The 26,437-nt window shown below is 75.8% G+C and carries 27 protein-coding genes and 1 riboswitch; of the genes, 2 read left to right on the top strand and 25 right to left on the bottom strand.

Annotated features, from left to right (window positions below):
* Positions 1 to 77 precede the first annotated feature (77 nt).
* From ACZ402_RS10505 to ACZ402_RS10490, 4 genes are read right to left on the bottom strand one after another with little or no spacing between them, the layout of a single operon-like run.
* Positions 78 to 1,502 (bottom strand): DUF881 domain-containing protein, encoded by a 1,425-nt coding sequence (locus ACZ402_RS10505; protein WP_375823618.1) that lies wholly within the window; start codon positions 1,500 to 1,502, stop codon positions 78 to 80.
* Positions 1,499 to 1,831 (bottom strand): small basic family protein, encoded by a 333-nt coding sequence (locus ACZ402_RS10500; protein WP_021483549.1) that lies wholly within the window; start codon positions 1,829 to 1,831, stop codon positions 1,499 to 1,501. The genes ACZ402_RS10505 and ACZ402_RS10500 overlap by 4 nt, the downstream gene beginning before the upstream one ends.
* The gene (locus tag ACZ402_RS10495; protein ID WP_375823617.1) at positions 1,828 to 2,799 is read right to left on the bottom strand and encodes a DUF881 domain-containing protein; all 972 of its coding nucleotides are present in this window, start codon (positions 2,797 to 2,799) and stop codon (positions 1,828 to 1,830) included. The genes ACZ402_RS10500 and ACZ402_RS10495 overlap by 4 nt, the downstream gene beginning before the upstream one ends.
* Positions 2,796 to 3,422, bottom strand: a complete 627-nt coding sequence (locus ACZ402_RS10490; RefSeq protein ID WP_375823811.1) for a CDP-alcohol phosphatidyltransferase family protein — start codon at positions 3,420 to 3,422, stop codon at positions 2,796 to 2,798. The genes ACZ402_RS10495 and ACZ402_RS10490 overlap by 4 nt, the downstream gene beginning before the upstream one ends.
* A 401-nt stretch (positions 3,423 to 3,823) precedes the next feature.
* Between ACZ402_RS10490 and ACZ402_RS10485 the strand changes: the two genes are divergently transcribed.
* Positions 3,824 to 5,734, top strand: a complete 1,911-nt coding sequence (locus tag ACZ402_RS10485; protein WP_375823616.1) for a DEAD/DEAH box helicase — start codon at positions 3,824 to 3,826, stop codon at positions 5,732 to 5,734.
* 93 nt (positions 5,735 to 5,827) lie between these two features.
* On the opposite strand, the gene ACZ402_RS10480 is transcribed toward ACZ402_RS10485, so the two are convergent.
* The 8 genes from ACZ402_RS10480 to rpe form a co-directional block, all read right to left on the bottom strand.
* Positions 5,828 to 6,322, bottom strand: coding sequence for a PH domain-containing protein (locus ACZ402_RS10480; protein WP_375823615.1), 495 nt, complete (start codon positions 6,320 to 6,322; stop codon positions 5,828 to 5,830).
* 61 nt (positions 6,323 to 6,383) lie between these two features.
* Positions 6,384 to 7,238, bottom strand: a complete 855-nt coding sequence (gene hisG, locus ACZ402_RS10475) for an ATP phosphoribosyltransferase (protein ID WP_375823614.1) — start codon at positions 7,236 to 7,238, stop codon at positions 6,384 to 6,386.
* A gap of 109 nt (positions 7,239 to 7,347) precedes the next feature.
* Positions 7,348 to 7,611 carry a phosphoribosyl-ATP diphosphatase gene (locus ACZ402_RS10470; protein WP_024839663.1) on the bottom strand — a complete coding sequence of 88 codons (264 nt, stop codon included), beginning with the start codon at positions 7,609 to 7,611 and terminating at the stop codon, positions 7,348 to 7,350.
* A 73-nt stretch (positions 7,612 to 7,684) separates the two neighbouring features.
* On the bottom strand, positions 7,685 to 8,152 hold the full coding sequence (gene ribH / locus ACZ402_RS10465; protein WP_043651624.1) for a 6,7-dimethyl-8-ribityllumazine synthase: 468 nt from the start codon (positions 8,150 to 8,152) through the stop codon (positions 7,685 to 7,687).
* Positions 8,149 to 9,516, bottom strand: a complete 1,368-nt coding sequence (ribB, locus tag ACZ402_RS10460; protein ID WP_375823613.1) for a 3,4-dihydroxy-2-butanone-4-phosphate synthase — start codon at positions 9,514 to 9,516, stop codon at positions 8,149 to 8,151. Before ribB ends, ribH begins: the two co-directional genes overlap by 4 nt.
* Before the next feature lie 47 nt (positions 9,517 to 9,563).
* Entirely contained in the window at positions 9,564 to 10,199 is a 636-nt protein-coding gene (locus tag ACZ402_RS10455; RefSeq protein WP_375823612.1) for a riboflavin synthase, read from the bottom strand.
* On the bottom strand, positions 10,199 to 11,320 hold the full coding sequence (gene ribD, locus ACZ402_RS10450) for a bifunctional diaminohydroxyphosphoribosylaminopyrimidine deaminase/5-amino-6-(5-phosphoribosylamino)uracil reductase RibD (protein ID WP_375823611.1): 1,122 nt from the start codon (positions 11,318 to 11,320) through the stop codon (positions 10,199 to 10,201). Before ribD ends, ACZ402_RS10455 begins: the two co-directional genes overlap by 1 nt.
* Before the next feature lie 158 nt (positions 11,321 to 11,478).
* Positions 11,479 to 11,602, bottom strand: a riboswitch (FMN riboswitch).
* A 217-nt stretch (positions 11,603 to 11,819) separates the two neighbouring features.
* A complete protein-coding gene (rpe, locus tag ACZ402_RS10445) occupies positions 11,820 to 12,488 on the bottom strand; it encodes a ribulose-phosphate 3-epimerase (protein ID WP_087472032.1) in 669 nt (222 codons plus the stop codon).
* Between the two features lie 52 nt (positions 12,489 to 12,540).
* Between rpe and ACZ402_RS10440 the strand changes: the two genes are divergently transcribed.
* Complete coding sequence (locus ACZ402_RS10440) at positions 12,541 to 13,137, top strand: GNAT family N-acetyltransferase (RefSeq protein WP_375823610.1); 597 nt, start codon at positions 12,541 to 12,543, stop codon at positions 13,135 to 13,137.
* A gap of 163 nt (positions 13,138 to 13,300) precedes the next feature.
* On the opposite strand, the gene ACZ402_RS10435 is transcribed toward ACZ402_RS10440, so the two are convergent.
* The 13 genes from ACZ402_RS10435 to ACZ402_RS10375 form a co-directional block, all read right to left on the bottom strand.
* Positions 13,301 to 14,572, bottom strand: a complete 1,272-nt coding sequence (locus tag ACZ402_RS10435; protein ID WP_375823609.1) for a type II toxin-antitoxin system HipA family toxin — start codon at positions 14,570 to 14,572, stop codon at positions 13,301 to 13,303.
* Positions 14,569 to 14,796 (bottom strand): helix-turn-helix domain-containing protein, encoded by a 228-nt coding sequence (locus ACZ402_RS10430; protein ID WP_253049387.1) that lies wholly within the window; start codon positions 14,794 to 14,796, stop codon positions 14,569 to 14,571. Before ACZ402_RS10430 ends, ACZ402_RS10435 begins: the two co-directional genes overlap by 4 nt.
* Before the next feature lie 87 nt (positions 14,797 to 14,883).
* Positions 14,884 to 16,581: an RsmB/NOP family class I SAM-dependent RNA methyltransferase gene (locus ACZ402_RS10425; protein ID WP_375823608.1), complete on the bottom strand. Its 1,698-nt coding sequence runs from the start codon at positions 16,579 to 16,581 to the stop codon at positions 14,884 to 14,886.
* Complete coding sequence (gene fmt, locus ACZ402_RS10420) at positions 16,578 to 17,531, bottom strand: methionyl-tRNA formyltransferase (protein WP_375823607.1); 954 nt, start codon at positions 17,529 to 17,531, stop codon at positions 16,578 to 16,580. The genes ACZ402_RS10425 and fmt overlap by 4 nt, the downstream gene beginning before the upstream one ends.
* Positions 17,532 to 17,612: 81 nt before the next feature.
* Positions 17,613 to 17,996, bottom strand: coding sequence for a hypothetical protein (locus tag ACZ402_RS10415; protein ID WP_375823606.1), 384 nt, complete (start codon positions 17,994 to 17,996; stop codon positions 17,613 to 17,615).
* A complete protein-coding gene (locus ACZ402_RS10410; protein ID WP_375823605.1) occupies positions 17,993 to 18,652 on the bottom strand; it encodes an HAD family hydrolase in 660 nt (219 codons plus the stop codon). The genes ACZ402_RS10415 and ACZ402_RS10410 overlap by 4 nt, the downstream gene beginning before the upstream one ends.
* Positions 18,649 to 20,991: a primosomal protein N' family DNA-binding protein gene (locus ACZ402_RS10405; protein ID WP_375823604.1), complete on the bottom strand. Its 2,343-nt coding sequence runs from the start codon at positions 20,989 to 20,991 to the stop codon at positions 18,649 to 18,651. Before ACZ402_RS10405 ends, ACZ402_RS10410 begins: the two co-directional genes overlap by 4 nt.
* Positions 20,992 to 21,136: 145 nt before the next feature.
* Positions 21,137 to 22,333, bottom strand: a complete 1,197-nt coding sequence (metK, locus tag ACZ402_RS10400) for a methionine adenosyltransferase (protein WP_375823603.1) — start codon at positions 22,331 to 22,333, stop codon at positions 21,137 to 21,139.
* Between the two features lie 63 nt (positions 22,334 to 22,396).
* Entirely contained in the window at positions 22,397 to 23,677 is a 1,281-nt protein-coding gene (gene coaBC, locus ACZ402_RS10395) for a bifunctional phosphopantothenoylcysteine decarboxylase/phosphopantothenate--cysteine ligase CoaBC (RefSeq protein ID WP_375823602.1), read from the bottom strand.
* A 106-nt stretch (positions 23,678 to 23,783) separates the two neighbouring features.
* Positions 23,784 to 24,062, bottom strand: coding sequence for a DNA-directed RNA polymerase subunit omega (gene rpoZ, locus ACZ402_RS10390; protein WP_047234226.1), 279 nt, complete (start codon positions 24,060 to 24,062; stop codon positions 23,784 to 23,786).
* 178 nt (positions 24,063 to 24,240) lie between these two features.
* Complete coding sequence (gene gmk / locus ACZ402_RS10385) at positions 24,241 to 24,891, bottom strand: guanylate kinase (RefSeq protein WP_375823810.1); 651 nt, start codon at positions 24,889 to 24,891, stop codon at positions 24,241 to 24,243.
* 61 nt (positions 24,892 to 24,952) lie between these two features.
* Entirely contained in the window at positions 24,953 to 25,264 is a 312-nt protein-coding gene (gene mihF / locus ACZ402_RS10380; protein ID WP_021482878.1) for an integration host factor, actinobacterial type, read from the bottom strand.
* 232 nt (positions 25,265 to 25,496) lie between these two features.
* Positions 25,497 to 26,387, bottom strand: a complete 891-nt coding sequence (locus tag ACZ402_RS10375) for a tyrosine-protein phosphatase (protein ID WP_375823601.1) — start codon at positions 26,385 to 26,387, stop codon at positions 25,497 to 25,499.
* Between the last annotated feature and the right edge of the window lie 50 nt (positions 26,388 to 26,437).

Raw genomic sequence — 26,437 nt, 5'->3', positions numbered from 1 at the left:
ACCCGCAGGTCACGCGGTGCGCGCGACCCACGGTCGTCCCAACCTACCCCGGCCTGCGGGGATGCGGGAAGCCGCAGTCACTCGTCGGCGGGGACCGGGGTCGCGTACTGCGGCGCGCCGGGCTCGACGGTCGCGGCGACCTCGACCCGGTCCCGCTGGGTGATCGTCGTGCGCGCGCCGTCCGCGCGCAGCGACGCCATCGCGCCGCCGGGGATCTCGAGGGCCGTCTCGAGCGTGGACGGGTCGCCGATCACGTTCCACCGGTACGGCGAGGAGATCGTCTGCCCGTCGACCACGACGCCGTCGGCCGAGTCCTCGAAGTAGCTGCTCGCCACGAGGCGGACCCCGTTGACCTCCATCGCCTCCGCGCCCGCGTTGCGCAGCTCCTCGAGCACGTTGAAGAGCGCGAACGCGTCGAGCGCCTCCGTGCCCTCGACGACCTCGATCTCGACGCCCGGGCCCTCGGCGGGGAGGCGGCCGGACAGGATGCCGAGCGTCTCGGCCTGCTGCTCGGCGAGCTCGAGCGCGGCACGCTCGCGCCCGGACCCCGACTGCAGCTCGTCGCGCGTCGACTCGAGCGAGGAGACCTGGTCCTCGAGCTCGCCGGAGCGCTGCGTGACGTCGTCGAGGAGGCGCACGAGGTCGCTCTGGCGCAGGGACGAGAGCTGGTCCTCCTGCGTCTGGCTCACCTGGACCACGAGCGCGAAGCCGAGGAGCGCGCACAGGACGCCGACGACGATCTGGGAGCGGGACGCGCGGGGGCGCAGCGCCCGGCCGAGCCCGCGCAGCCCGCGCGGCTCCGGCCGGGTGGGGGCGCCGTGGCGGCCCACGGCGCCGATCGTCCCGGTCGTCGCGGGCGGCTCCTCCGGCGTCGACGCGTCGGTGCCGGTCGTGCCCTCGGTGGTCGTGCCCTCGGTGGTCGCGTCGGGGTGCGGGTCGCCGTCCGGTGCGACGGCGTCGACCGGAGCGTGGTCCGGCGCCTCCGCGTCCCCGTCGGCGCTCTCGGGCGGTGCGGCGCTCGCCGGGTCGTCCTCGGGGTCCGCGCCCGGCGCGGGGGCCGCGGCGGCGGAGGGCTCGTCGCTCTCGTGGTCGCCCGAGGAGCCGTCGTCGACGGCGCCTTCCTGCTCGACGGCGCCGTCGTGGCCGACCTCGCGGTCCGTCGCCTCGGGGGCGACGTCGGGCTCGCGTGCGGGACCGTCCGCCGGGTCGCCGGCCTCCGGGTCGGTCGTGCCGGCAGCGTCGTCGACCGCCTCGCCGGTGGTCGTGTGCGCGGCGGCGGGCACCTGCTGGCCCTCGGGCTGATGCTCGGGCCCGGGCGCGGTGTCCGCCCCGACCGGGTCCTCGTCCGTACCCACCGGGTCGGGCCGGGCGGGCACGACGTCGGCGGCGGTCCCGTGGGCCGTCTGGCCGGCGCGCTCGCGGGCGTCGTCCGGGGTGGGGTGCGGCGTCACGTCGGCGGCGGCCGCGTCGCGGGGGTCCTGGGGGTCGCGGGTCACGCTCACGCCTTGAAGATGTGGCGCCGGATCGCGGCGGCGTTGGAGAAGATGCGGATGCCGAGGACGACGACGACGGCGGTGGAGAGCTGGCTCCCGACGCCGAGCTGGTCGCCGAGGAAGACGATGAGGGCGGCGACAACGACGTTCGACAGGAACGAGACGAGGAAGACCTTGTCGTCGAACAGCCCGTCGAGCCGGGCACGCAGGCCCCCGAACAGAGCGTCGAGCGCGGCCACGACGGCGATCGGCAGGTAGGGCTGCAGCGACACGGGCACGGTGGGTTGCAGGACGAGGCCCGCGACGATGCCCACCACCAGTCCGACGACTGCGATCATTCGACGATCTCCTGCCCTGTCTCGTGCGGTCCCGGGCCCGTCCCGGACCCGTCGGTCGTGCCGTCCGTCGTGCCGTCGGTGCTCCCGGCGGGCGTGTCGGAGTCTACGGTCGCCGCCGGGGCCTCCGCGAAGAACAGCGTGGGCGCGGGCCGGCCGGGCAGGTCGAGGCGGCTCTGCGTCGTCACGCTCGACCGGATGCCGTACTGGGTCCCCAGGATCTGCAGGTAGTCCGACGTGCCGGAGCGCAGCAGCGAGGTGCGCAGGGCGTCCGGGTCCCCGATCGCCTCGACCCGGTACGGGCCGACGAGGGGCTGCAGGTCGACGAGCACCGCGTCCCCGGCGGAGCGGATGGCCGAGAGCCCGGTGAGGCGCTGCCCGTTGATCGCGACGGCCTCCGCGCCGCCGGCCCAGAGCGCGTTGACGACGCGCTGCAGGTCGGAGTCGTGCACGAGCGAGCTCGAGTCCACGGTGTCGGAGGACAGGCCGCCGCTCGTGTCGTCGAGCGTGACGACGACGCCCTGGCCCTCGACCGCCTGCGTGCCGGTCAGCGCACCCTCCGCCTGGAGCCCTTGCAGCACGTCGGCGCTCGCGCCGGTGAGCGCCGCGCCCTGGAGCTGCTCGATCTCCGCGGACAGCTGCGCCCCGCGGGCGGTGAGGTCCTCGGCGGCGCCCTGCCGGTCGAGGATCTCCTGCTCCAGGGTCTCGCGCGCCGCGATGACGCCCGGCTGCGGGGCGCGCAGCTCGACGGCGGCCGCCGTCGTCACGACGCCGAGGACGACCGCGAGGGCGACGAGGGTCACGGTGCCCGTGCGGCCGCGGTGCGGCGACTGCCCGGCGGCGCGGCGCGCCGCGGCGTCCGCGTACCCGGGGTCGAGCGGGCGGTGCATGACCTCGTTGAGAAGCGTCATCGACGCGTCGACGGGGGCGCGGCGCGCGCCGCCGCCCGGGTCCGGATGGTTCTCGCTCACGGCGCCTCCCGCGTCGTCGTGCCGGTGTCGTCGCTCTCTCCGGCGGCCGCCCGGTCGCGCACCACGAGCGAGCGCGTCTGCAGCACGTACTGGGCGCCCGCGAGCCAGTACAGGCCCACGCCCCACCAGGTGAACGCCCACCCCGTGACCGCGGCGACGTCGCCCGGCCAGCCCGGCATCTCGGCCAGGAGCAGGAGCGGGAACGCGTACAGGAGCGCGAACGTCCCGGCCTTGCCCGCGAAGCTCACCGGCAGGGGCCCGTACCCGTGGCGCGCGAGCAGCGGCAGCAGCCCGACGAGGAGCAGGTCACGACCCACGATGACCACGACGAGCCACACGGGCACGACGTCGCGCCAGGCGAGACCCAGGAGGGTGACGAGGATGAAGAGCCGGTCTGCGGCCGGGTCGAGCATCTGCCCGAGGCGGCTCACCTGGTCCAGGCGCCGCGCGAGGACGCCGTCGAGCCAGTCCGACGCCCCCGACACCGCGAGCACGACCAGCGCCCAGACGTCGTCGCCGCGCACGATGAGGACCGCGAACACGGGCACGAGGAGCAGCCGCAGGAGGCTGATGACGTTCGGGACGGTCAGGACGCGGGAGCTGACCTGCTGCCCTGCTGACACACCCACCGCCCCGTGCTCACGTCGCGCCGTCGCGGCGACCTGCCGCGCGCGGACCATCCTACGTACCGGGCCCCCGCACCCGGACCCTCATTTCGCGGCGCGGCGCCCGCCGCGGGCGGAAATCACCCGTTTCGCCCGTCCCGACCGCCCGGGGAAGCGGGGGCGCGGTGAGGGACGTCACCGGGCCCGGCCCGCTCCCCGACCGCACCCTCCGGTAGGATGGGCACACCTCTGGAGTTCGTCGCTCGTCCCGCGTGTGTCCGTGAGAGCGGCCGTCCCCCCTCGATCGTCCCTGATCGTCCTGGTGGCCGGCCTGGTGTGTTCGGGAGTGCGACCTGCGAGAACCGTCCTGGTGACCGCACGCCACTCCACACCCCGAAACGAACGGTCCTCACCCTTTCATGACTGCTGACGTCCTCGCGCCCTCGCACGCCCTCGACCAGTCCGCCGACGCCCCCGAGCGCGCGGAGCACACGCGCCCCGAGCCGGCCGCTCCCGCCGGTCCCGTCTTCGCCGACCTCGGCCTGCCCGCTCCCCTGGAGCGCGCCGTCGCCGACCTCGGCTTCGTCACCCCGTCCGCGATCCAGGCCGAGGCCATCCCGGCGCTCCTCGCGGGCCGCGACATCACCGGCGTCGCGCAGACCGGCACCGGCAAGACCGCCGCGTTCGGTCTCCCGCTGCTCGCCGCGATCGACCCGTCCCTGCGCCGCGTGCAGGCCGTCGTCCTGACCCCGACGCGCGAGCTCGCGATGCAGGTCGCCGACGCCGTCGAGTCGTTCGCGACCCACCTGCCCAAGGTCGACGTCGTCGCCGTCTACGGCGGCTCCCCCTACCAGCCGCAGCAGCGGGCGCTCGCGGCCGGCGCGCAGGTCGTCGTCGGCACGCCCGGGCGCGTCATCGACCACATCGAGCGCGGCACCCTCGTGCTCGACGACGTGCGCTTCCTCGTGCTCGACGAGGCCGACGAGATGCTGCGCATGGGCTTCGCGGAGGACGTCGACACGATCTTCTCCCGCGCCCCGCGCGAGCGTCAGGTCGCCCTCTTCTCCGCGACGATGCCCGCCCCGATCCGCCGCGTCGCGAACGAGCACCTCACCGACCCGGTCGAGATCGCCGTCGCCCGCCAGTCCTCCACGGTGACGAGCGTGCGCCAGACGTACGCCGTCGTCCCGTTCCGGCACAAGACCGGCTCGCTCGTGCGCGTCCTCGCGACGTCCGACGCCGAGGCCGCGATCGTGTTCACCCGCACGCGCGGCGCGGCCGAGGAGGTCGGGTCCGCGCTCGTCGAGCGCGGCATCTCCGCCGCCACCATCTCGGGCGACGTCGCGCAGAAGGAGCGGGAGAAGATCGTCGAGCGCCTGCGCTCCGGCGCGCTCGACGTCCTCGTCGCGACCGACGTCGCCGCGCGCGGCCTCGACGTGGACCGCATCGGCCTCGTCGTGAACTTCGACCTGCCGGGCGAGCCCGAGGCGTACGTGCACCGCATCGGCCGCACGGGCCGCGCCGGGCGCACCGGCGAGGCCCTGAGCTTCGTCACCCCGCACGAGCGGGGACGCCTGCGCGCCATCGAGCGGACGACCCGCACCCCGCTGCAGGAGGTGGAGATCCCCTCCCCCGCGGACGTGTCCGCGCACAAGGTCCGCACCCTCCTCGGCCAGGTCCCGGCCCGCCAGGAGGCCGGCCGGCTGTCCATGTACGCCGACATGGTGCGCACGTTCCTCGCCGAGCACGACGTCGACCCCGTCGACCTCGCCGCGGCCATGGCGGCGCTCGCGGTCGGCGACGACGGCCCCCGCGCCCGCGAGGAGCAGGAGCGGTTCGAGGCCGAGCGTGCCGCGGCGCGCGAGCAGGCGAAGGCGCGCCGCACCGAGCGCACGGGCGAGCGCCCGCGCGGCGACCGTGCGTCGGGTCGCCGCGAGGGCGACGGCACGCGCGGCATCCGCCGCGACGCCGTCGGGACCCGCTACCGCCTGTCCGTGGGCCACAAGGACGGCGTGATGCCCGGCGGCATCGTCGGCGCCCTGACGAACGAGGCTGGCCTCGCCGGGTCGGACGTCGGCAAGATCGACATCTTCCCCTCGTTCTCGCTCGTCGACATCACCGCGCCGCTCGACGCGGAGACCATGGACCGCATCTCCCGCGCCCGGGTCGCCGGGAAGGCGCTGCGCATCCGCGTGGACGAGGGCGCGCCCGCCTCGCGCGGCCCGCGCGGCGGTCACGGCCCGTCGGGTCGTCGCGACGAGCGTCGCGACCGCTTCGACCGCGCCGACGACCGGGGCGAGCGCAAGCCGCGCCACCGCACGGCGTACTGACGCACCCGCGTCGCCGCCCGGCGACGCCAAGCAGACGGACGGCCCCGGATCCGCTGGATCCGGGGCCGTCCCTGTCTGTGCCCGTGCCGCGCCTCAGTCGTGAGGTCCCTCGTGGGCCTCGCCGTGCGCCTGGACCAGCGCCGCGAGGCGGCGCGCCTCCGCGTCCCCGCGTGCGCCGTCGGCCCGCTGGATCCCCATGACGGCGAGCGTCGACCCGTCGGCGAGGTCCAGGCGCACCCACGCGTCGCCGGAGCCGAACCGGACGGACACGACCTGCGCCCACACCAGCTCGCGCGTGTAGATGACGTTGCGCACCCGCAGCCCCCCGCGCGTCGGGACGGCGTGCACGCCCCCGAGTCGCCACAGCAGCCACGCCGCGAACAGCGCGAACGCGGCCAGGGAGAGACGGTTCACCCAGGACGTGCCGAGCGGGCCCGTCGCGGACAGGCCCACGACGACGCACCCGCCGACCACGACGACGCCCGTCACCCACGCCGACACCAGGCCGAACCGGGGCCGGAACGGACGGTACGGGTCGTCGTGGCGCTCCCCCGGCAGACCAGGATCAGGGAACGGGTCGGTGCTCATGCCGCCACCGTCTCACACCCGCACGACGCCCACCGGCGCCGCGCCCCGGGGGCGAGCGGTGTCAGAGGCGGGACGCGTGGATCCGGGTCACGAGGATCGCGCGCGCGCCCACGTCGTACAGGGCGTCCATGACCTGGTTCGTCTGGTCGCGGCGCACCATCGCCCGCACCGCCGCCCAGTCCCGGTCGTGCAGCGGCGACACCGTCGGCGACTCCAGGCCCGGCGTGATCGCGACCGCCCGCTCCACGAGCGACACCGGCACGTCGTAGTCCATGAGGACGTACTGGCGGGCCGTGAGCACGCCCTGCAGGCGCCGGCTCAGCACCTCCACCCCTGCCGGGACGTCCGCCTCCGCGACCGCGCGCGGACGGATGAGGACCGCCTCCGACACGAGGATCGGGTCGCCGAACACCGCCAGGCCCGCGCCCCGCAGCGTCGTGCCGGTCGACACGACGTCCGCGACGACGTCCGCCACCCCGAGCTGCACCGCCGACTCCACCGCGCCGTCCAGGTGCACGACCGTGGCCTCCACGCCGTGCGAGCGCAGGTGACCCTCGACCAGGACCTCGTACGACGTCGCCACCCGCAGGCCCTGCACCTGCTCCAGCGACGTCACCGTGCCCGCCGGGGCCGCGTACCGGAACGTCGACCCGCCGAACCCGAGCTGCATGTGCTCCACCGCGTCCGCGCCCGAGTCCAGCAGCAGGTCCCGGCCCGTGATCCCCACGTCCACCGTGCCCGACCCCACGTACACCGCGATGTCGCGCGGCCGCAGGAAGAAGAACTCGACGTCGTTGTCCGGGTCCGCGAGCACCAGCTCGCGCGAGTCACGACGCTGGCGGTACCCCGCCTCGCGCAGCATCTCGACGGCGGGCTCGGACAGGGACCCCTTGTTGGGGACGGCGATACGCAGCATGACAGGACCTTCGTTCAGGGGATCGGGCAGGGAGCGGGGAACAGCAGGGAGCAGCGAGGGGCGAGCGGCGCTCGCGGCCGGGAGCGGGGACGCTCACCGGCACGGCCGCTCACAGATGCTCGTACACGTCCTGCAGGCTCAGACCCTTCGCCAGCATGAGGACCTGCAGGTGGTAGAGGAGCTGGGAGATCTCCTCCGCCGTCTTCACGTCGCCCTCGTACTCGGCGGCCATCCACACCTCGGCGGCCTCCTCGACCACCTTCTTCCCGATCGCGTGCACGCCGGCGTCCAGCTCCGCGACCGTGCCGGAACCGGCAGGTCGCGTCGTGGCCTTCTCGGACAGCTCCGCGAACAGGGACTCGAACGTCTTCACGGGCCCCAGGGTATCCGCCGCCCGGGCGAGGCCGGGGCGCGGTCCGCCCAGCGGGCACGCCCCGGCCGCCCCGTCACAGGTCGCGCAGCGCCACGACCGTCGCGACCGCCGCCTCCGCGGCCTCCGCGCCCTTGTCCTCGCGCGAACCCTCCAGGCCCGCCCGGTCCAGCGCCTGCTGCTCGTCGTCGCACGTCAGCACGCCGAACCCCACCGGCACGCCCGTGCGCACGCTCACGTCCGTCAGGCCCGACGTCGCCGCCTGGCACACGTACTCGAAGTGCGGCGTCCCCCCGCGGATCACCACCCCCAGCGCCACCACCGCGTCCGCGCCGTGCTCCACCGCGCGCGCCGCCGCCACCGGCAGCTCGAACGATCCCGGCACCCGCACCACGCTCACGTGCGACACATTCGCCGCCGCCAACGCCCGGCGCGCTCCCGCCAGCAAGCCGTCCATCACCTCCGTGTGCCAGCTCGCCGCGACCACCGTCACCCGCAGCCCCGACCCGTCCACCCTCACCGTCGGCGCACCTGCCCCGCTCATCCCTCGTCCTCCTTCGTCTCCGCACCCGGCTCGTCGCCAGGCTCCACCAGGACGGCCCCGTCCGGGACCGCCACCGTGTCCAGCAGGTGACCCATCGCCACCTTCTTCGTCACCAGGTACGCCCGGTTGTGCTCACCGTGACCCACCTCGATCCGCTCCGTCCCCACCACGTCGATGCCCGAGGCCACCAGGCCCGTCACCTTCGCCGGGTTGTTCGTCAGCAGCCGCACCCGCGACAACCCGAGGTCCGCCAGGATCGCCGCCGCCGCCCCGTACTCCCGACGGTCCACCGGCCACCCCAGCTCCAGGTTCGCCTGCACCGTGTCCAGCCCCGCGTCCTGCAGCTCGTACGCCCCGATCTTCGCCAGGAGCCCGATGCCGCGACCCTCGTGCCCCCGCAGGTACACCACCGCACCGCCCTCCGCCGCGACCCGCCCCATCGCCGCCTGCAGCTGCGGACCGCAGTCGCACCGCAACGACCCGAAGGCGTCCCCCGTCAAGCACTCCGAGTGCACCCGCACCACCGGGACCCCTCCCGGCCCGACGCCGCTCGCGGACCCCGCGCCCGCGTCACCACCCGCGGCCGGAGGCACCGCCGGCACCAGGGCGACGTGCTCCGCCCCCGTCCGCAGATCCCGGTACCCCACCACCCGGAACCGGCCGTGCGCCGTCGGCAGGTCCGCCTCCGCCGTCCGGTGCACCCGCCGGGCCAACGACTCCCGGTCCGGCACGTCCGGAGCCGCCGCCGGCGCCGGGTCGTGCACCCGCCGCCACGCCACCAGGTCCGCGATCGTGATGAGCACCAGCCCGTCCCGCTCCGCCAGGGCCGCCGCGTCCCCCAGACGCATCATCGTCCCGTCGTCGTGCACCAGCTCCGCGATCCCCCCGACCTCGCCCATCCCCGCCAGGCGCACCAGGTCCACCGCAGCCTCCGTGTGCCCCGCACGATGCAGCACACCCCCCGGCACCGCCCGCAACGGCAGCACGTGCCCCGGCCGGATCAGGTCCACCGGCCCCGACGCCGGGTCCGCCAGCACCCGCAACGTCCGCGCCCGGTCCTCCGCCGAGATCCCCGTCGTCACCCCCGTCGCCGCGTCCACCGTCACCGTGTACGCCGTGCGCCGCGGGTCCTGGCTGTGCGGCACCATCAACGGCAGCTCCAGCGCGTCCGCCCGCACCGCAGGCATCGGCGCGCACAGGTACCCCGACGAGTGCCGGATCGTCCACGCCACCCACTCCGCCGACACCCCCCGCGCCGCGAACACCACGTCCGCCTCGTTCTCCCGGTCCGGCGAGTCCGCCACCAGCACCGGACGACCCGCCCGGATCTCCGCCAGCGCCTCCTCCACCGACCCCAGTCGCACGCCTCCCGAACCGTCCGACACCGCGGCGCTCGCGGACCCCGCGCCCGTCACGACGCGTTCCCGCCGACGGCGCCGGTACCGGAGCCCGACACGAGCAGGCGCTCGACGTACTTCGCGAGCACGTCGACCTCGAGGTTCACCCGGTCGCCCGGGACGAGCCCGCCGAGGATCGTCGCCTCGAGCGTCGTCGGGATGAGGGAGACGCCGAAAGACTCGTCGTCCACGTGCGTCACCGTGAGCGACACCCCGCTCACCGCGATCGACCCCTTCTCCGCCACGTACCGCGTCAAGCCCGCGGGCGCCGAGAACACCAGGTCGTCCCAGCGCTCCCCCGGGTCGCGGCTCACGAGCGTCCCGACGCCGTCCACGTGCCCCTGCACCACGTGACCCCCCAGCCGCGCGTCCGCCCGCACCGCACGCTCCAGGTTCACCGGGGAACCCGCGACGAGGTCGCCCAGCGCGGTCCGGCGCAGCGACTCCGGCATCACGTCCGCGGTGAACGATCCGTCACCCCCCAGGCTCGTCACCGTCAGGCACACCCCGTTGACCGCGATCGAGTCCCCCAGCGCCGCGTCCGACGTGGCGAGCGGCCCCTCGACCGTGAGCACCGCGTCCGCCCCCTCGCCGCCCGGGAACCCGACGTCCCGGACCTTCCCGATCTCCTCCACGATCCCCGTGAACATCAGCCGTCCCGTCCTTCCGTGCTCTTCCTGGACACCACCAGCGCGTCGTCCCCGACCCGCCTCACCTCGACCGTGCGGAACCGGTGCGCGTCGGCGATCGTCGCCACGCCCAGCCCGTCCACGGCCCGCCGACCGCTCCCCAGCAGCACCGGGGCCACGTACGCGTGCAGCTCGTCCACCACGCCCGCCACGAGGAACGCCGTCGCGAGCGTCGGACCGCCCTCCACGAGGACGTGCCGCACCTCGCGCTCCCCGAGCCGTTCCAGCACCTGCCCGACGTCGCGCGTCAGCAGGTGCAGCAGCTCGCCGCCCTCCCCGCGCACGCGCGCCGTCGGCGGGATCCCCCGCAGCCCGACGACGACCCGCAGGGGCTGGTGCGCCGCGAGGCTCTCGGCGCTCGCGGCGTGCGTGCGCACCCGTGCGGTGAGCGCCGGGTCGTCCGTGAGGAGCGTGCCCGTGCCGACGAGGATCGCGTCGACCTCGGCGCGCACGCGGTGCGCGTGCTCGCGGGCGGCCGGCCCGGTGATCCAGCGGCTCGTGCCGTCCTCGGCCGCGACGTACCCGTCGAGCGTCGTCGCCGTCTTGAGCGTCACGTACGGGGCCCCGCGCCGCACGGACGTCAGCCACACCCGGAGAAGCTCCTCGCCCTCGGCGGAGCGCAGGCCGCGCACGACGCGCACCCCGGCCGCGCGCAGGCGGTGCGCACCACCCGTCGCCACGGGGTTCGGGTCGTCGACGGCGTGCACGACCTCCGCGACTCCCGCAGCGACGAGCGCGTCCGCGCACGGCCCCGTGCGGCCGGTGTGGGCGCACGGCTCGAGCGTCACGACGGCGGTCGCGCCGGTGACGTCGACGCCGCGCGCCCGCGCGTCCGCGAGGGCGGCGGCCTCGGCGTGCGGCGTCCCCGCACCCTGGTGGTAACCCTCGGCGAGGACAGGCCGTGGGTGCGGGTCCAGCGAGCCGGGCGCGGCGCCGTCGGGCAGGGCACGGCCGTGCGGGGCGGGCCCCAGCAGGACGCAGCCGACCCGGGGGTTGGGTCCGTGCGCGGGTCCGTGTCCCGCGAGCTCGAGCGCGCGCGTCATCGCGGCGTCGATCGTCAGGGTCCTGGGGTGCTCGCCCATCGTCCTCCTCCCGGCACGCGTGCTCCGGGGTGAGGGGGGCGGCGGGGTCAGGCCTGGACCGGCCCGACGGCGTCGCTCACCACGGCGAGGCCGTCGCCGTCACGGACGGGTGCTCCGACGGGTCGCCGGAGCACCACGCTTTGGGCGTGGCCGCGCCGCACGTGCTTCCTCCCATCCGGACTGTCACCGTCGGTCCTGGAGTTCCACCAGGTCAACCGCGCGTGGGCGCGGGTCGCGGACTGTCACCGCCGGCTCGGAATTGCACCGACCCCGGAGCACGTTCGTGCGTACTGCTGCTTCCAACCGAGCATGCTACTCGCGCATTCCCCGGGGCCGGCCCGTCCGCCTGCCGAGCGGACGTGAACCCGGCAACCCCCTCCCCTCCGTGCTTGGTGGTGAGGGATCTCGGTGGGGTGGGGTGGTGATGGCTGCTTGGCACACTATTTCTATCCGAACGAGAAGGGGGAGCCCGGGCTCGTGCGGGCTCCCCCTCCGTTCGTCAGTGGGCGTGCGCCGACGCCTCCGCCAGCTCGCGCAGCGCCTGGATCTCTCCCGGCACGCTCTCCGCCCCGTACACGGCCGACCCGGCGACGAAGACGTTCGCCCCCGCGTCGGCCGCCCGCTCGATGGTCGAGCGCGACACTCCCCCGTCGACCTGGATCCACACGTCCAGCCCCGACTCGCTCACGGCCTCGCGGGCCCGCCGGATCTTCGGGAGCGTCCCGTCGATGAACGACTGCCCGCCGAAGCCCGGCTCGACCGTCATGACGAGGATCATGTCGACCTCCGCCAGGAGGTCCAGGAAGGGCTCCACGGGCGTCGCAGGGCGCAGCGCGAGGCCTGCACGGGACCCGAGGCGCCGGAGCTCGCGTGCGAGCCGCACAGGGGCGGCAGCGGCCTCGGCGTGGAACGTGACGGACGCGGCCCCGGCCTCCGCGTACGCCGGCGCCCAGCGGTCCGGGTCCTCGATCATGAGGTGCGCGTCGATCGGGACCGGCGACACCTGCGCCAGGCGCTCGAACACCGGCAGCCCGAGCGTGAGGTTCGGCACGAAGTGGTTGTCCATGACGTCGACGTGCGCGTAGTCCGCCGTCGAGATGGCGTTCAGGTCACGCTCGAGGTTCGCGAAGTCGGCGGACAGGATGCTCGGTGCGATGAGGGCTGCCATGGCTCCAGCCTAGGGTGCCTCCGTCCGCCCCCGACGCCCGTAGGCTCGTCCCGTGAGCAGCCTCCCCTCCCCCGGGACCCGACGCCCACCTGCGCCGACAGGGCCGGCACGGGTCCCCGCGGACGTCCGGGTGCGCGCCGCCACGCGGGCCGACCTCGGCCGCGTCGCCGCGATCGCCGCGCCCTTCGTCCGCGACACGTGCGTGACGTTCGAGGAGGAGGTCTGGGACGTCCCCGCGTGGGAGCGCAAGCTCGACGACGTCACCGCCCGCGGCCTGCCGTTCCTCGTCGCGGAGGTCTCCGGGCGGCCCCGGGCCGACGGCACAAACGACCCGGTGGTCGCCGGCTACGCCTACGCGTCCGCGTGGCGCCCGAAGCCCGCGTACCGGCACACCGCCGAGGACACGATCTACCTCGACCCCGACCACGCCGGGCACGGGATCGGCACCGCCCTGCTCGGCGCGCTGCTCGACGCGTGCGCCTCCGCAGGCGTCCGGCAGGTCGTCTCGGTCGTCGCCGACGTCCCTGAGGCGGCAGGCTCGCTCCCCCTCCACCGGCGCTTCGGCTTCGTCGAGACCGGCCGCCTCACCGCCGTCGGCTTCAAGCACGGCCGCTGGGTCGACACGATCCTCCTCCAGCGCTCCCTCTGACCCACCCCCCGAGGAACGAGCGGCGGACGGTGGACGCGGCACCACCACCCACCCCGACCACCCAGGGGCGACCACACGCCGTCGAGCACAAGTACCACGCCTCTACCTCGCACGACCACGCCTCTACCTCGCACGACCACGCCTCTACCTCGGCGAGCCGGGATCAGGCGAGGATGCCTCGGCGGAGGTCGGTGGTGCGCTGCTCGACGGTGCGCCAGGCGTGGCGGCTCACGCCGGGGTGGGCGTCGCGGTCGACGTCCGCGAGCGCCGCGAGGAGTGCGTCGAGGGTCTGGGTGACGGCGCGCTGGGCGCGGCGTCGGGGCAGTCCCCAGGTGGTGCCTTCGGTGACGAGGTCCTCGGCGGTGAGGCGGTCCATGTCGCGTTCTCCGGCGACGTCCATGGCGAAGACGCGGGAGGCGTGGTCGTGGTGGAGGTGCATGGAGACGTCGTAGGCGGGGGCGAGGCGGACGGTGCCGTCGGCGTGGCGCAGGACGGAGATGTTCTTGGCGTGGGCGTCGGTGTTGCCGATGGCGAGGTTGAAGGTGGTGAGGGCGAGGAGGGGGTCGGGGCGGGTGCCGTCGTCGCGGAGGGTGCGGGCGATGGCGGCGAGGGAGGGGAAGCGGCGTCCGTGCTGGAACTTGCGTTCGGGGTCGCGGGTGTTGATGCCGAGGGCTTGGGCCGCGTCCTCCTGGTGGAGGCGGGCGGTGCCGCTGGGTTCGCGGGGCTCGGGGATGCGGTCGTAGCGGGTGACGACGATGGCGCGCTCACCGTCGAACTCGGTGACGTGGGCGTCGACGGTGGTGAGGTCGACGCGGCGGGCGAGGTCGAGGGCGGCGGCTTCGGTGTTGACGAGGTCGGCGGTGGGTGAGTCGGAGGGCCGGGCGACCTTGAGGATGTGGGTGGTGGGGGCAGATCCGTGGGGGCGGGCCCAGCCGTGCTCGTCGTGGAGGAGGGTGATCTTGGGTTCCATGCCGGGCAGGGAGCTGGTGAGGTGCTTGCTTCGTCCGACGCCGCCGAATCGCGCGACGCCTTCTCGAAGGAGCCTGGCGACCGCAGCGTCGTCGAGCCGTTCGGCGGGAACGGATCGATGGCCGGCTTGGCCTGGAGAGCGCAGCTCTACGGCCCCGATGGTGTCGCCTGCGTACGCCGTGAAGAACGAGAGGTGGTCCTCGGGGTCGACGGCAGCTTCCATGGCCATCTGGTCGCGGGCGCGGCCCTCGGGCATGAGCCCGTCGAGCCATGCGGTGGCCCGGGCGGGGTGTGGCGGTTCGTCGGGTTCCATCGGGAGGAGGTGGGACAGCGTTCGCGCGCCGATCCCCCACCGTTCGTAGGCCTCGTCGGTCCATGTGAGGTCGACGCGATCGTCTCGTCGTCGCGTGAAGCGCCCGGCGTGAGTCCCGTAGAGCCAGAGGTCGAGCTCCTCGGCCCGTCTCACGATCGATCCTCGAGGCGGAGGGAGATGTCGAGGTGGTCGAGGACCTCGAAGAGCCGGGTGATGTAGAGGTTGTCGACGCCGTTCTCGAGCTCAGAGAGATACTGGCGAGTGATTCCGAGGTCGTCGGCGAGCTCCGCCTGGGTGATGCCCTGCGCTCGCCGTACCCTGCGGACGGCCGCGCCGATGTCGCGTGCGCTCCGGGCGCCCGTCCAGTGTCCTGTCATCGCGTCTACCCTCCTGCCAGCGAACTATGCCCGACTATCATGACATGGACTTCCGCCGAATATCCTGACAAAGGCACTGTGGCCTGGTCAGATGCGACGGAGGAGCGTGAGGTGCATCGCGTCGGTGCCGTGGACGTGCGGCCAGAGCTGGACGTCCAAGCGGTCGCCGAGCTCGATCGCGTCGCGCGCCTCGGGGCGCACGACGTCGCGCACGGCCGCCGGGGCATCGAGCAGCTCGGCGTCGTCGCGGCGGCGCAGCACGTCGGCGACGACGACCTGGGTCTCGGCGAGGTGGGGCGAGCACGTGACGTAGCCGACCACTCCCCCGGGCCGGACGGCGTCCAGGGCGGAGTCGAGGAGCTCGCGCTGGAGCCCGGTGAGGGTCGCGAGGTCGGCGGGGGTGCGCCGCCAGCGGGACTCGGGACGACGGCGCAGCGCACCGAGGCCGGTGCAGGGAGCGTCGAGGAGCACGCGGTCGTAGGCGCCCGGCTCGTCCTGCCCGACGGCGCGGCCGTCGCCCGTGCGGACGGCCTCCACGGCGTCGGCCGGGACGGCAGCGAGGGCCTTCTCCACGAGGCGTGCGCGGTGCGGCTGGACCTCGTTGGCGACGAGCCGGGCTCCTCGCTCGGCCGCGAGCGCCGCGAGGAGCGCTGCCTTGCCCCCGGGGCCGGCGCACAGGTCGAGCCAGCGCGCGTCGGGACCGGTCAGCGGTGCGGCGGCGAGGGCGAGGGCGACGAGCTGGCTGCCCTCGTCCTGGACGCCGGCGCGGCCGTCGCGCACGGCGCCGAACGCGGCGGGGTCGCCCCCCTCGAGGCGCAGCGCGGTGGGGGCCCAGCGCGAGGGCGTGACGCGGTCGTCGCCGTCGGCCAGCTCGTCGGGGGCGGCGAGGCCGGGGCGGGCGACGAGCGTGACGCGGGGGGCGTCGTTGTCGGCGGCGAGGAGCGCGTCGAGCTCGGCGACGGGGCGTCCGTTTCCGGCGAGCGCGTCGCGCAGGGCGCGGGCGATCCAGACCGGGTGGCTCTGGGTGGCCGCGAGCGCCGCGAGGTCATCGGGGGCGTCGTCGGCGATGGTGGTGAGCCAGTCGTCGAGGGGGGTGCGCGCGACGCGGCGCAGGACGGCGTTGACGAGCTGGGCGCTGCCGGCGCCGGTGCGCTCCCGGGCGAGGCCGACGGTCTCGGACACGGCGGCGTGCTGGGGCACGCGCATGCCGAGGAGCTGGTGGGCGCCGAGGCGCAGGACGTCGAGCACGGGCGGGTCGAGGCGGTCGAGGGGCCGGTCGAGGCACAGCGCGAGGACGGCGTCGTAGCGACCGCGCAGGCGCAGGGTGCCGTAGGCGAGCTCGGTGGCGAATCCGGCGTCGCGGCCGCGGATGCCGCGCTCGCGCAGCAGCGGGGGCAGGACGAGGTTGGCGTAGGCGTCGGAGCCGTCGACCTGGCGCAGGACGTCGTAGGCGACGGCGCGGGCGAGGTCGGTGCCCTTGCGCCGCTGGGACGGCGCGTTCGAGCTGCGGGACGTCTCGCCGCGGGAGCGGGCGGCGCCGCGCTGGCGGCCTCGGGCGTCGCGGCGCTCGTCGGCACGGCGGTCCTGGTCACCGTCCGACCTGTTCGAACGGGCGTTCGAGCCATCGCGCCCCGTCTCTCCGCGCGCGTTCGAACGCGCGTTCGACTCGCGGTCGTCCCGGGCGGATCCGCCCGCCCGGTCGCTCGAACGTGCGTTCGATCCCCTGGTCGACGGCCGGCGGTCCGCGGCGTCGCGGTCGCGGTCCGCGGGCGTGCCGCCGCTCATCGGGAGACCTCCGTGCCGAGCACGAGGTCCTCGGGGAGGCGGGCCCCGCGCGCCCAGTCGGCGGCCGGCATGTGCTTCTTGCCCACGGGCGCGACGTCCCCGAGCCGGACGGCGTGCGTCGCGGTGCCGACGAGCACCTCCTTCTTCCCGGCGCGCACCTGCCCGGGGGCGAGGTCCGTGACGTCGGGGCGCGGCGTCACCGGGCCGAGCCCGAGGCGGACGGGCGCGCCGTCCGGACCGGGGACCGTGGTCCAGGAGCCCGGCGCCGGGGTGCAGCCGCGCACGAGACGGTCGACCGCGAGCGCCGGGTGGTCCCAGCGCACCTCCGCGTCGGCGGGCGTGAGCTTCGCGGCGTGGGTGACGCCGTCGGCGGGCTGGGGCTGCGGGCGCAGCGTCCCGTCCTCGAGCGCGTCGAGCGTCGCGACGAGCAGGCCCGCGCCGGACACGGCGAGGCGGCCGAGGAGGTCCCCGGCGGTGTCGCGGGGGCGGATGGTCTCGGTCGTCGTGCCGAGCGTGGGGCCGGAGTCCAGGCCCTCCTCGATGAGGAACGTCGTGGCACCGGTGACCTCGTCGCCGGCGATGATCGCGCGCTGCACGGGCGCGGCACCGCGCCAGGCCGGCAGGACGGAGAAGTGCAGGTTCACCCACCCGTGGCGCGGCACGGCGAGCACGTCGGGGCGCAGGATCTCCCCGTACGCGACGACGGGTGCGGCGTCGACGTCGAGCTCCGCGAGGCGCGCGAGGAAGTCCTCGCCGCGGGGACGGTCGGTGATCACGGGGATCCCGGCCTCCTCGGCGCGCACGCGGACGGGGCTCGGGGTCAGACGCCGCCCCCGGCCCGACGGCGCGTCGGCGCGCGTGAGGACGGCGACGACGTCGTGTCGGGAGTCGAGGAGGGCGTCGAGGGACGGGACCGCGGTATCCGGGGTCCCGGCGAACAGCAGGCGCATGGGCCCGATTCTAGGTGGCCCGGTCCGACCACCGACCCCCGACCCAGGTGCTGGCTCGGCCCGCCGCCCCGACTGTGACCGTCAGAACCGCAGCTCGCCCGCGGGCGGAAGCTCGAGGAAATCCGTGTCGTCGAGCGGCGCGAGCTTCAGGTAGCTCAGGCGGTCGGCGTCCACGAAGAGCAGCACGAGCGCGCGGTCGACCTCCCCTTCCAGGACGACGCGTGGCGCTGCCGACGCATCCGGTATCCCGGTGACGGCGAGGTCGATGGTCGGGCACGTGCCACAACCGCACGTCCCGAGGACCTGCGTCGCGTCGACCTGCGCGAGCCAGCGGCGGCGGTCCTCGGCGTCCTGGCCCGGCGGTACGGGCTCGCCGCGGAACCCCTCGCAGATCATCCGGACGAGCACGTCCCGCTCACGCAGGGTGAGACGGCGCGGGGCGGCCTGGCTCCCGCCGCGGGTCACGACGCCTCGCGGCTCCGCGCGACCGGCACGCCGAGGTCGCGCAGGGCGGCACGCAGGCCGGGGGTGCCGTCGAAGAGGTGCGTGCGCAGGCCGAGCCGGGCCGCGGCGTCGATGTTCGCGGCGCTGTCGTCGGTGAAGAGCGTGCGTGCCGGGTCGAGGCCGAACCGGTCGACCGCGAGCGCGAAGATCGCGGGGTCGGGCTTGGCGAGGCCCTCGCGCCCGGAGACGAGGACGTCCTCCATGAGCGTCGTGGCCGGGGCGGCGGGCCCGGCGTGGGGGTACAGCTCGGCGGACCAGTTCGTCAGCCCGAACAGGCGCAGCCCGAGGTCGCGCAGCTCGCGCACGAGCTCCTCGGAGCCCTCCACGGGGCCGGTGAGCGTCGCGGGGAACTGCGCGACGTACCGGTCCAGGAGCGCCACGTGGTGCGGGTGGGACGCCGCGACGGCGGTGCGCGCGTCCGCCCAGGTGGCCCCGGCGTCGCGCTCGTGGTTGAGGACCCGGAAGTCGACGTCGGCGAAGAACGCGTCGACCACCTCCCGCTCCAGCCCGGCGAAGGCGCCGTACGGGTCCCACCCCACCAGCACGTTGCCGAAGTCGTACAGCACGGCGTCGATCGCGCGCTCGGGGGTGTCGCGGGTCGCGGGGTGAGTCGTCACAGGATCTCCTTCGGGTCGAGCTCCACCCGCACGCTACCCGGCTCCCGGCGCGCGGACCGCACCGCGAGCGACGCGGCGAGCTCGCGCGCGAGCCGGCGGCCGTCGCGCACGGGCACCCGCACGACGGCGCGCACCGGCGGGGCGTCCAGCATGCCCGGCCCCGCGCCGTCGACGGTCCCGCCTCCTGCGCCGCCCGCCCCCGTGCCGCCCCCCCGCCCGCGCGGCGGGGGCGCGGGCACCTCCACGGGCCCGAGGACGGCGTCGGGCCGCGCCAGCTCGACCCGCCCCAGCAGCGCCGCGACCGCCGGACGGTCCCCCGTCACGGCCGCCACCCGCACGGCGGGCGGCAGGGACAGCTCGGACCGCTCGTCGAGCTCGCGGTCCGCGAGGAGCGCCGGGTCCCAGCGCACGAGCGCGTTCGTCGGCGCCGGCGCCGCGTCCCCGACGAGGAGCACCTGCCCGCCCGCCGTCGCCGGACGCACGAGCGCCGCCGCGGCGAGCCAGCGCGCGAGCGCGTCCTGCGCGACGTCCAGCCCCACGTGCGCCGTGCTCACGGCGGCGTCCAGCAGCAGGGCGGCCGCGTACCCGCCCTCGGCGACCGGCTCCGCGCCCGGCGTCGCGACCACGAGCGCCGGGCGCGACGACACCGCAGCCAGCACCCCGCCCGCGGCGGCCGCGCCAGAGACCTGCACGGGCACGCCCGCGAACGCGCGACCCAGCTCCTCCGCCGTGCGCTGCGATCCCACGCGCACCGACCGCAGGCCCGTCCAGTGGCACTCCGCGCACGACCAGCCGCCCGCGAGCGCCCCGCACCACGCGCACTGCGGCGTCGCCTGCGGACCGGACAGCGCGAGCGGGCCGTGGCACACCGTGCAGCGGGCGGGCGTGCGGCAGCGCCCGCACGCGACGACGGGCACGTACCCGGAGCGGGGCACCTGCACCAGCACCGGGCCCTGCTCCAGCGCGGACCGCGCCGCCCGCCACGCGGCGGTCGGGATCCGGGCCGCGGCGCCCGGGCCCTCGGCCGCGAGCTCCACGGAGGTCAGGGCGCGGACCCGGGGCGCCCGCGCCCGCACGACGTCGCGCGGCGCGGCGAGGTCGTGCGCCCAGCCCCGGGTCACGAGCGCCTGCGCCGCGACCGTACGGCCGTGCGACCCGAGGAGGAACGCGGCCCCCTCCTGGTCGCTGCGCAGCGCGAGGACCTCGCGCGCGTGCGGGTAGGGGGCGCGCGGCTCGGCGAGCGTGTCCTCGCCGTCGTTCCAGCACACCACGAGGCCGAGGTCCGCCACCGGGGCGAACGCCGCCGCCCGGGTCCCCACGACGACGCGCGCCCGCCCGTGCAGCACCGCGAGGAACCCGCGGTACCGGGGGGCGGGCCCCTCGTCCGCGGTGAGGCGCACCACATCCCCGCCCGTGGCCGCGTCCCACGCGGGCAGGCCCGCGGCGTCCAGGGCGGCGCACACCTGGTCCACGTCGCGCGCGTCCGGCACGACGACGAGCGCCCCCCGGCCACCCGACCGCGCGGCGCGCACCGCCTCCGCGACCGCGGCGGCCCAGTGCGTCACGGGCAGGGGGTCCGCCCCGCGGCGCGCCCGGCCCACGCCCCGTCCTCGCTCGTCCGCACCTGACGCGGACTCCGACCCCGGCGCAGGAGAGGCGGGGGGCGCGAGCCCGGGCAGCGCGGTCCACACGGCCCGCGGGGCGCCCCCGCCTGCGACGTGCGCGAGGAACGCCGCACCGGCGCGGTACGGCGTCCATACCGAACCGCCGGGCGCCCCCGGGGAGCCCCCCGCACCGTCCGTACCGGGCGGGGCAGCGGGCACACCGTCGTCCGGCGCCACGCCTCCCGCGCCGTCGCCGACGGGCGCCGCGGCGACGGAGGCCGCGAGCGCCTGCTCGGCGCGCGCGTGCCGCGGCGGGACGGCGAGGCGGAGCACGTCCGAGAGGGTGCCCGCGTAGTGGTCGGCGACGGAGCGCGCGAGCCGCGCTACGGCGGGCGAGAGCACCGGCTCGGGCGAGACGACGCGGCGCAGCGGCAGCAGGCGGCCGTCGTGGTCGGAGCGCTCGGTCCGCTCCAGGACGTACCCGTCGACGTCACGGCCGGCGAACCGCACCTTGACCCGCACGCCGGGCCGCGCGTCGTCGGACATCGTGGCGGGCACGAGGTAGTCGAACGCGCGGTCCAGGTGCGGGGGCGCCAGGTCGAGCGCCAGGCGCGCGACGGGCAGGCGGTCGGCGACCTGCAGGGACGCCGGGACGGCGGGGCGCCGTGCCGCGGGCGTTGTGACGCCCGGCAGGGTGTCCTGCACCGCCTGCGACGTGTCCTCGGGCTCGCTCACGACGTCATCGAACCACGCGCCGCCGTCACGACCCCGGCGGTCGCCCGAGCCGCCACCGGAGCGGTCGCCCGGGCGGTCACGGACACGGCAGGCCGGTCGACGGGCGTCCCGGCGTTCTCGGCCGCGCGGGGCCCGGCCGGGCGCGTCACACCTGGGACTGCAGGTCCGCGACGCGCTCCGTGCGCTCCCACGTGAACTGCTCCAGCTCGCGCCCGAAGTGTCCGTAGGCGGCCGTCGCGGCGTAGATGGGGCGCAGCAGGTCCAGGTCGCGGATGATCGCCGCGGGACGCAGGTCGAACACCTCGCGGATCGCGGCCGTGATGCGCTCGACCGGCACCTTCTCGGTGCCGAACGTCTCGACGTACAGGCCCACGGGGTGCGCCTTGCCGATCGCGTACGCGACCTGCACCTCGCAGCGGCGCGCGAGTCCCGCCGCCACCACGTTCTTCGCGACCCAGCGCGTCGCGTACGCGGCGGAGCGGTCCACCTTCGACGGGTCCTTGCCGGAGAACGCGCCGCCCCCGTGGCGGGCCATGCCGCCGTAGGTGTCCACGATGATCTTGCGTCCCGTCAGGCCGGCGTCGCCCTGCGGGCCGCCGACGACGAAGGTCCCGGTGGGGTTGACGAACAGCCGGGTCGCGCGCGTGTCGAGGTCGACGCCCGCGGCCTCGAGGACCGGCGCGACCACGTCGTCCGCGACGAGCCGGTGCAGCGCGTCCTGGCGCACGTCCGGGTCGTGCTGCGTGGACAGGACGACGGTGTCGAGCGTGACCGCACGGTCGCCGTCGTACCCGATGGTGACCTGCGTCTTGCCGTCCGGGCGCAGGCCCGGCACCGTCCCGTCGCGGCGCACGAGCGCGAGACGCTCCGCGAGGCGGTGCGCGAGCCAGACCGGCAGCGGCATGAGGCTCGGCGTGTCGTCGCTCGCGTACCCGAACATCAGGCCCTGGTCGCCCGCGCCCTGCGCGTCGAGCGGGTCGTGGTCGCGCTGGTCGTCGCGCTCCTCGAGGCTCTTGTCGACGCCCTGCGCAATGTCAGGGGACTGCTGCCCGATCGAGACCGAGATGCCGCACGAGTCCGCGTCGAAGCCGATCGCGGACGACGTGTACCCGATGCGGCGCACGACGTCGCGCACGATCTGCGGGATCTCGACGTACGCGTCCGTGGTCACCTCGCCCGCGACGTGCACGAGGCCCGTGGTGACCATCGTCTCGACCGCCACGCGGGACGTCGGGTCCTGCGCCAGGAGCGCGTCGAGGATGGAGTCGGAGATCTGGTCGCAGACCTTGTCCGGGTGCCCCTCGGTGACGGACTCGGACGTGAACAGACGCAGATCAGCCATGCCGCACAGCCTACTGTCCCGAGGCGTGGGCGCGGGCATCCGGTAGGCGAGACGAGACGCGGGTCACTCGGCCCGCGCGACCCCGCCACCCGCCGATCCCGCGGCCACGCGGCCCGCGACGACGTCCCACACGGCGTCCGCCACCGCGCGCTTGGTGCCGCCCGCCGTCGCGACCACCTCGCCGGCGCCGTCGACGACGGTCACGTCGTTCGCGTCGACGCCGAACCCCAGCCCCTCGCCCACCGCGTTCACGACGAGCAGGTCCGCGCCCTTGCGGCGCGCCTTCGCCCGGCCGTGGTCGAGCACCGACCCGTCCGCGTCGCCCGTCTCGGCCGCGAACCCCACGACGACCTGGCCGGCGCGCAGCCGGTCGTGCGCGAGCTCGGCGAGCACGTCCGGGTTCTCGACGAGCGCGATCGGCTCCGGCCCGCGGCCCGGCACCTTCTTGATCTTCGCCCCGGGGGCGTGCGCCGGGCGGAAGTCCGCGACCGCCGCCGCCATCACCACGACGTCCGCCGCCGCCGCCGCGGCGCGCACGGCCTCGCGCAGCTGGGCGGTCGTCTCGACCGCGACCACGTCGTCCAGGCCCGCGTCCTGCACCAGCGCGGCGACGTCCGGGGCGAGGTTCGCCGCGACGAGCGTCACGTGGGCGCCCCGCGTGCGCGCCGCGCGCGCGAGCTCGACCCCCTGCCGGCCGCTGGACCGGTTGCCGATGAAGCGGACCGGGTCGATCGGCTCGCGCGTGCCGCCCGCGGACACCACGACCCGACGGCCCGCGAGGTCGCCCCCCGCCGGGGCGTCCTCGGCACGACCAGCGTCGTCCGCCGCGACGGCCAGCGCGACGCGCGCGATCTCGTCCGGCTCGGGCAGGCGGCCCGGGCCCGTGTCGGCACCCGTCAGGCGGCCCGAGGCCGGCTCGATCACGTGCACGCCACGCTCGCGCAGCGTCGCCACGTTCGCGCGCGTGGCCGGGTGCTCCCACATCTCGGTGTGCATCGCAGGCGCCATCACGACCGGGCAGCGCGCGGTCAGCAGCGTCGAGGTGAGCAGGTCGTCCGCCCGGCCCGCCGCCGCCCGCGCGAGCAGGTCCGCGGTCGCGGGCGCCACGACCACCAGGTCGGCGCCCTGGCCCAGCGCGACGTGCGGCACGTGCTCCACGTCCTCGAACACCTGGTCCGTCGCGGGCTCGCCCGACAGCGCCTCCCACGTGGGGGCGCCCACGAACCGCAGCGCCGACGCCGTGGGCACGACCCGCACCCGATGGCCCTGCTCGCGCAGCAGCCGCAGCAGCAGCACGGCCTTGTACGCCGCGACCCCGCCGCTCACCCCGAGCACGATCCGCATGTCGCTCCTCCCGCCGGTCCGGCTCCGCACCGCGCCCGCCCGGCCGTGGACGGCCGCGGACGCACGAACGCCGCGCCCTCCCTGCGGAGGTGCGCGGCGTACGGGCTCAGGCCTCGTCGGCCTCGTCGGGCTCGGCCTCGATCGTCAGCAGGCCCGCGTTGATCTCGCGCATCGCGATCGACAGCGGCTTCTCCTGGTTACGCGTCTCGAGCAGCGGCCCGACGTTCTCCAGCAGGCCCTCGCTGAGCTGCGAGTAGTACGCGTTGATCTGGCGCGCGCGCTTGGCCGAGTAGATGACGAGCGCGTACTTCGAGTCGACGTGCTCCAGCAGGTCGTCGATCGGCGGGTCGGTGATGCCCTCGGGGGCGGCGACGGTTCCGGACACAGTTCGCTCCGTGGGTTCAAGGGTCTGCAGCCGACGGCTGCAGCTGGTCGATGGCGGCGGCGCGCCGACCGCTCCGTCCGGGGCCTGGCGGCCGCGGCACCGCGCAGAGCTGACGGGCCGCCGACCGGGCCGGCGGCCCATCGGGGAGCGGGCCCGCGCACGGGCACCGCAGGACAGTCTACTCGGTGTGCTGCTCGGTGCGCCCGGACGGCGCGGGACCCGCCGCCGGGACGCGCTCGCCGGGCGTGGCCCCGGCCGGGCGCGGCTCGAGCCCCATGACGCGCACGAGCTCGTCCGTCGCGCGGTGCACCTCGTCGTTGACGATCACGTGGTCGAACTCCGACTCCGCCGCGAGCTCGACCCGCGCCGTCGTGAGCCGACGCTCACGCTCCTCCGCGTCCTCCGTGCCGCGGCCCACGAGCCGTCGCACCAGCTCGTCCCAGCTCGGCGGGGCGAGGAACACGAAGCGCGCCTCGGGCATCGAGGCGCGCACCTGACGCGCGCCCTGGAGGTCGATCTCCAGGAGCGCCGGCACGCCCGCAGCGAGCTTCTCCTCGACCGCGCGCCGGGGCGTGCCGTAGCTGTTGCGACCGTGCACCACCGCCCACTCGAGCAGCTCGCGCTCGGCGACCATGCGGGCGAACTCGTCGGCGCCGACGAACAGGTAGTGGACGCCGTCCACCTCACCCGGCCGCGGGTCGCGCGTGGTCGCCGACACCGACAGCCACACCTCCGGGTACCGGGCCCGGATGTCGGCCGACACGGTCCCCTTCCCCACGGCGGTCGGACCGGCCAGGACGGTCAGGCGGGCGGGGCCGGGCGAGACCACCGGCGCCGACGTCCCCTCGGTGGGGGCGTGCGGCGTCGGGTCGGACGGGTGCGCGGAAATGTCAGCCAAACCTCTCGATGAGGGCCGCGGACTGGTGGGGACCGAGGCCGCGGACACGACGTGTCTCGGCGATCCCGATCTCCTCCATGATCGCCCGAGCCTTCACCTTACCCACGCCGGGCAGGGACTCCAGCAACGAGACCACCTTGAGCTTGCCGATCATGTCGTCCGTCTGCCCGCGCTCGATGACCTCCTTCAGGGAGCCCTGGGAGTACTTGAGCCTGTTCTTCACCTCGGCGCGCACGCGTCGGGCCTCTGCGGCCTTCTCGAGCGCCGCCGCGCGCTGTTCTGGGGTCAGGGGTGGAAGTGCCACGCAAGTCACCTACTCGTCGTCAGGCGGATGGGCCCACTCAGTCGCCCCGGCGTGCCCCGACGAGGAGCCCTAATCGGGTGAATCACCCGGGCGACCTGCGCCGACGCACGGAGCCGACCCCTCGAAAGTAGCGAGCCTCGACCGATCGGGCAACGACTGGGCGTGGCGCGTCGCGCCCGGTCGGCGCGCCGAGGAGCGACGCGAGGCGACCGGAGGTGGCGGGAAGCAGCGGTCAGGACGCCACGAGGCGAGCGACGAGCGCGTCGCGCACGGCGGTCGTCACCCCGCACGCGACGAGATAGCCGTCCACGCTCCCGTGCTCCCGGGCCGCGAGCTCCCAGGCGCCCTGGAGGTACTCCGGCTCGACGGTCAGGACCGGGCCCAGGGCGTCGGGAGACAGCCCCGGGATGGGCGGGACCAGCGCGGCGAGACCCCCCACGGCCGAGCGGCTCGCGAGGTACTCCGCCAGGCGGTCCTCCTCGCCGACGCCCGCCACGTACTGGGCGAGCGCGACCACCCACCCGGTGCGGTCCTTGCCCGCCGAGCAGTGCACGACCGCGGCCCCCTCCGACGACGCGACCTCGCCGAGCACGCGCCCGACCGTCGCGCGGATGCCCGGGTCCTGCACGAACGTCGCGTACACGCCGTGCATCATGCGGCGCGCGACCGCGGCCGGGTCGTCCGCCGCCAGCAAGCCCGCGATGAGCGCCGCGGGGTCGGCCGACGCTCCCCCGCCGTCCCCGCCCCCGCCCTGCAGGCCCTGTGCGGGGTCCATGCCGCGGCGCAGCACCAGGACGCCGCCCGGCACCGCGTCCGCGCCGTCGCGCTCGAGCTCGTCGTCCCCGCGCAGGTCGAGGACCGTCGTCACCCCGAGGTCGGAGAGCGCCGCCTGGCCCGCCGGCGTCAGGCGCGACAGGCTCGCCGTCCGCAGCAGGACGCCGGTGCGCAGGGGCTCGTCGTGGCCCGTCGGGACGGCCCGTCCCCCGACGTCGCGCGCGTTCCACGTGCCCGGCACGTCGAGCGCGCCCGGCACCGCACCGTCCACCGGCACGGGTACGGCCGACGCCTCCCCACCGCTCTGGGGCGTGGCGGAAGGGCTCGCTGTCGCGTCGTCGGAGGTCATGGGCGCAGTCTCGCACGGCACGACGGCGCCCGGTGCGGTTCCGGCCCGAC

This window comes from Cellulosimicrobium sp. NPDC030954 (genome assembly GCF_055571305.1).
Note: the sequence above shows the minus strand (reverse complement) of the source record. Positions and strands in the feature narration are given on the sequence as shown.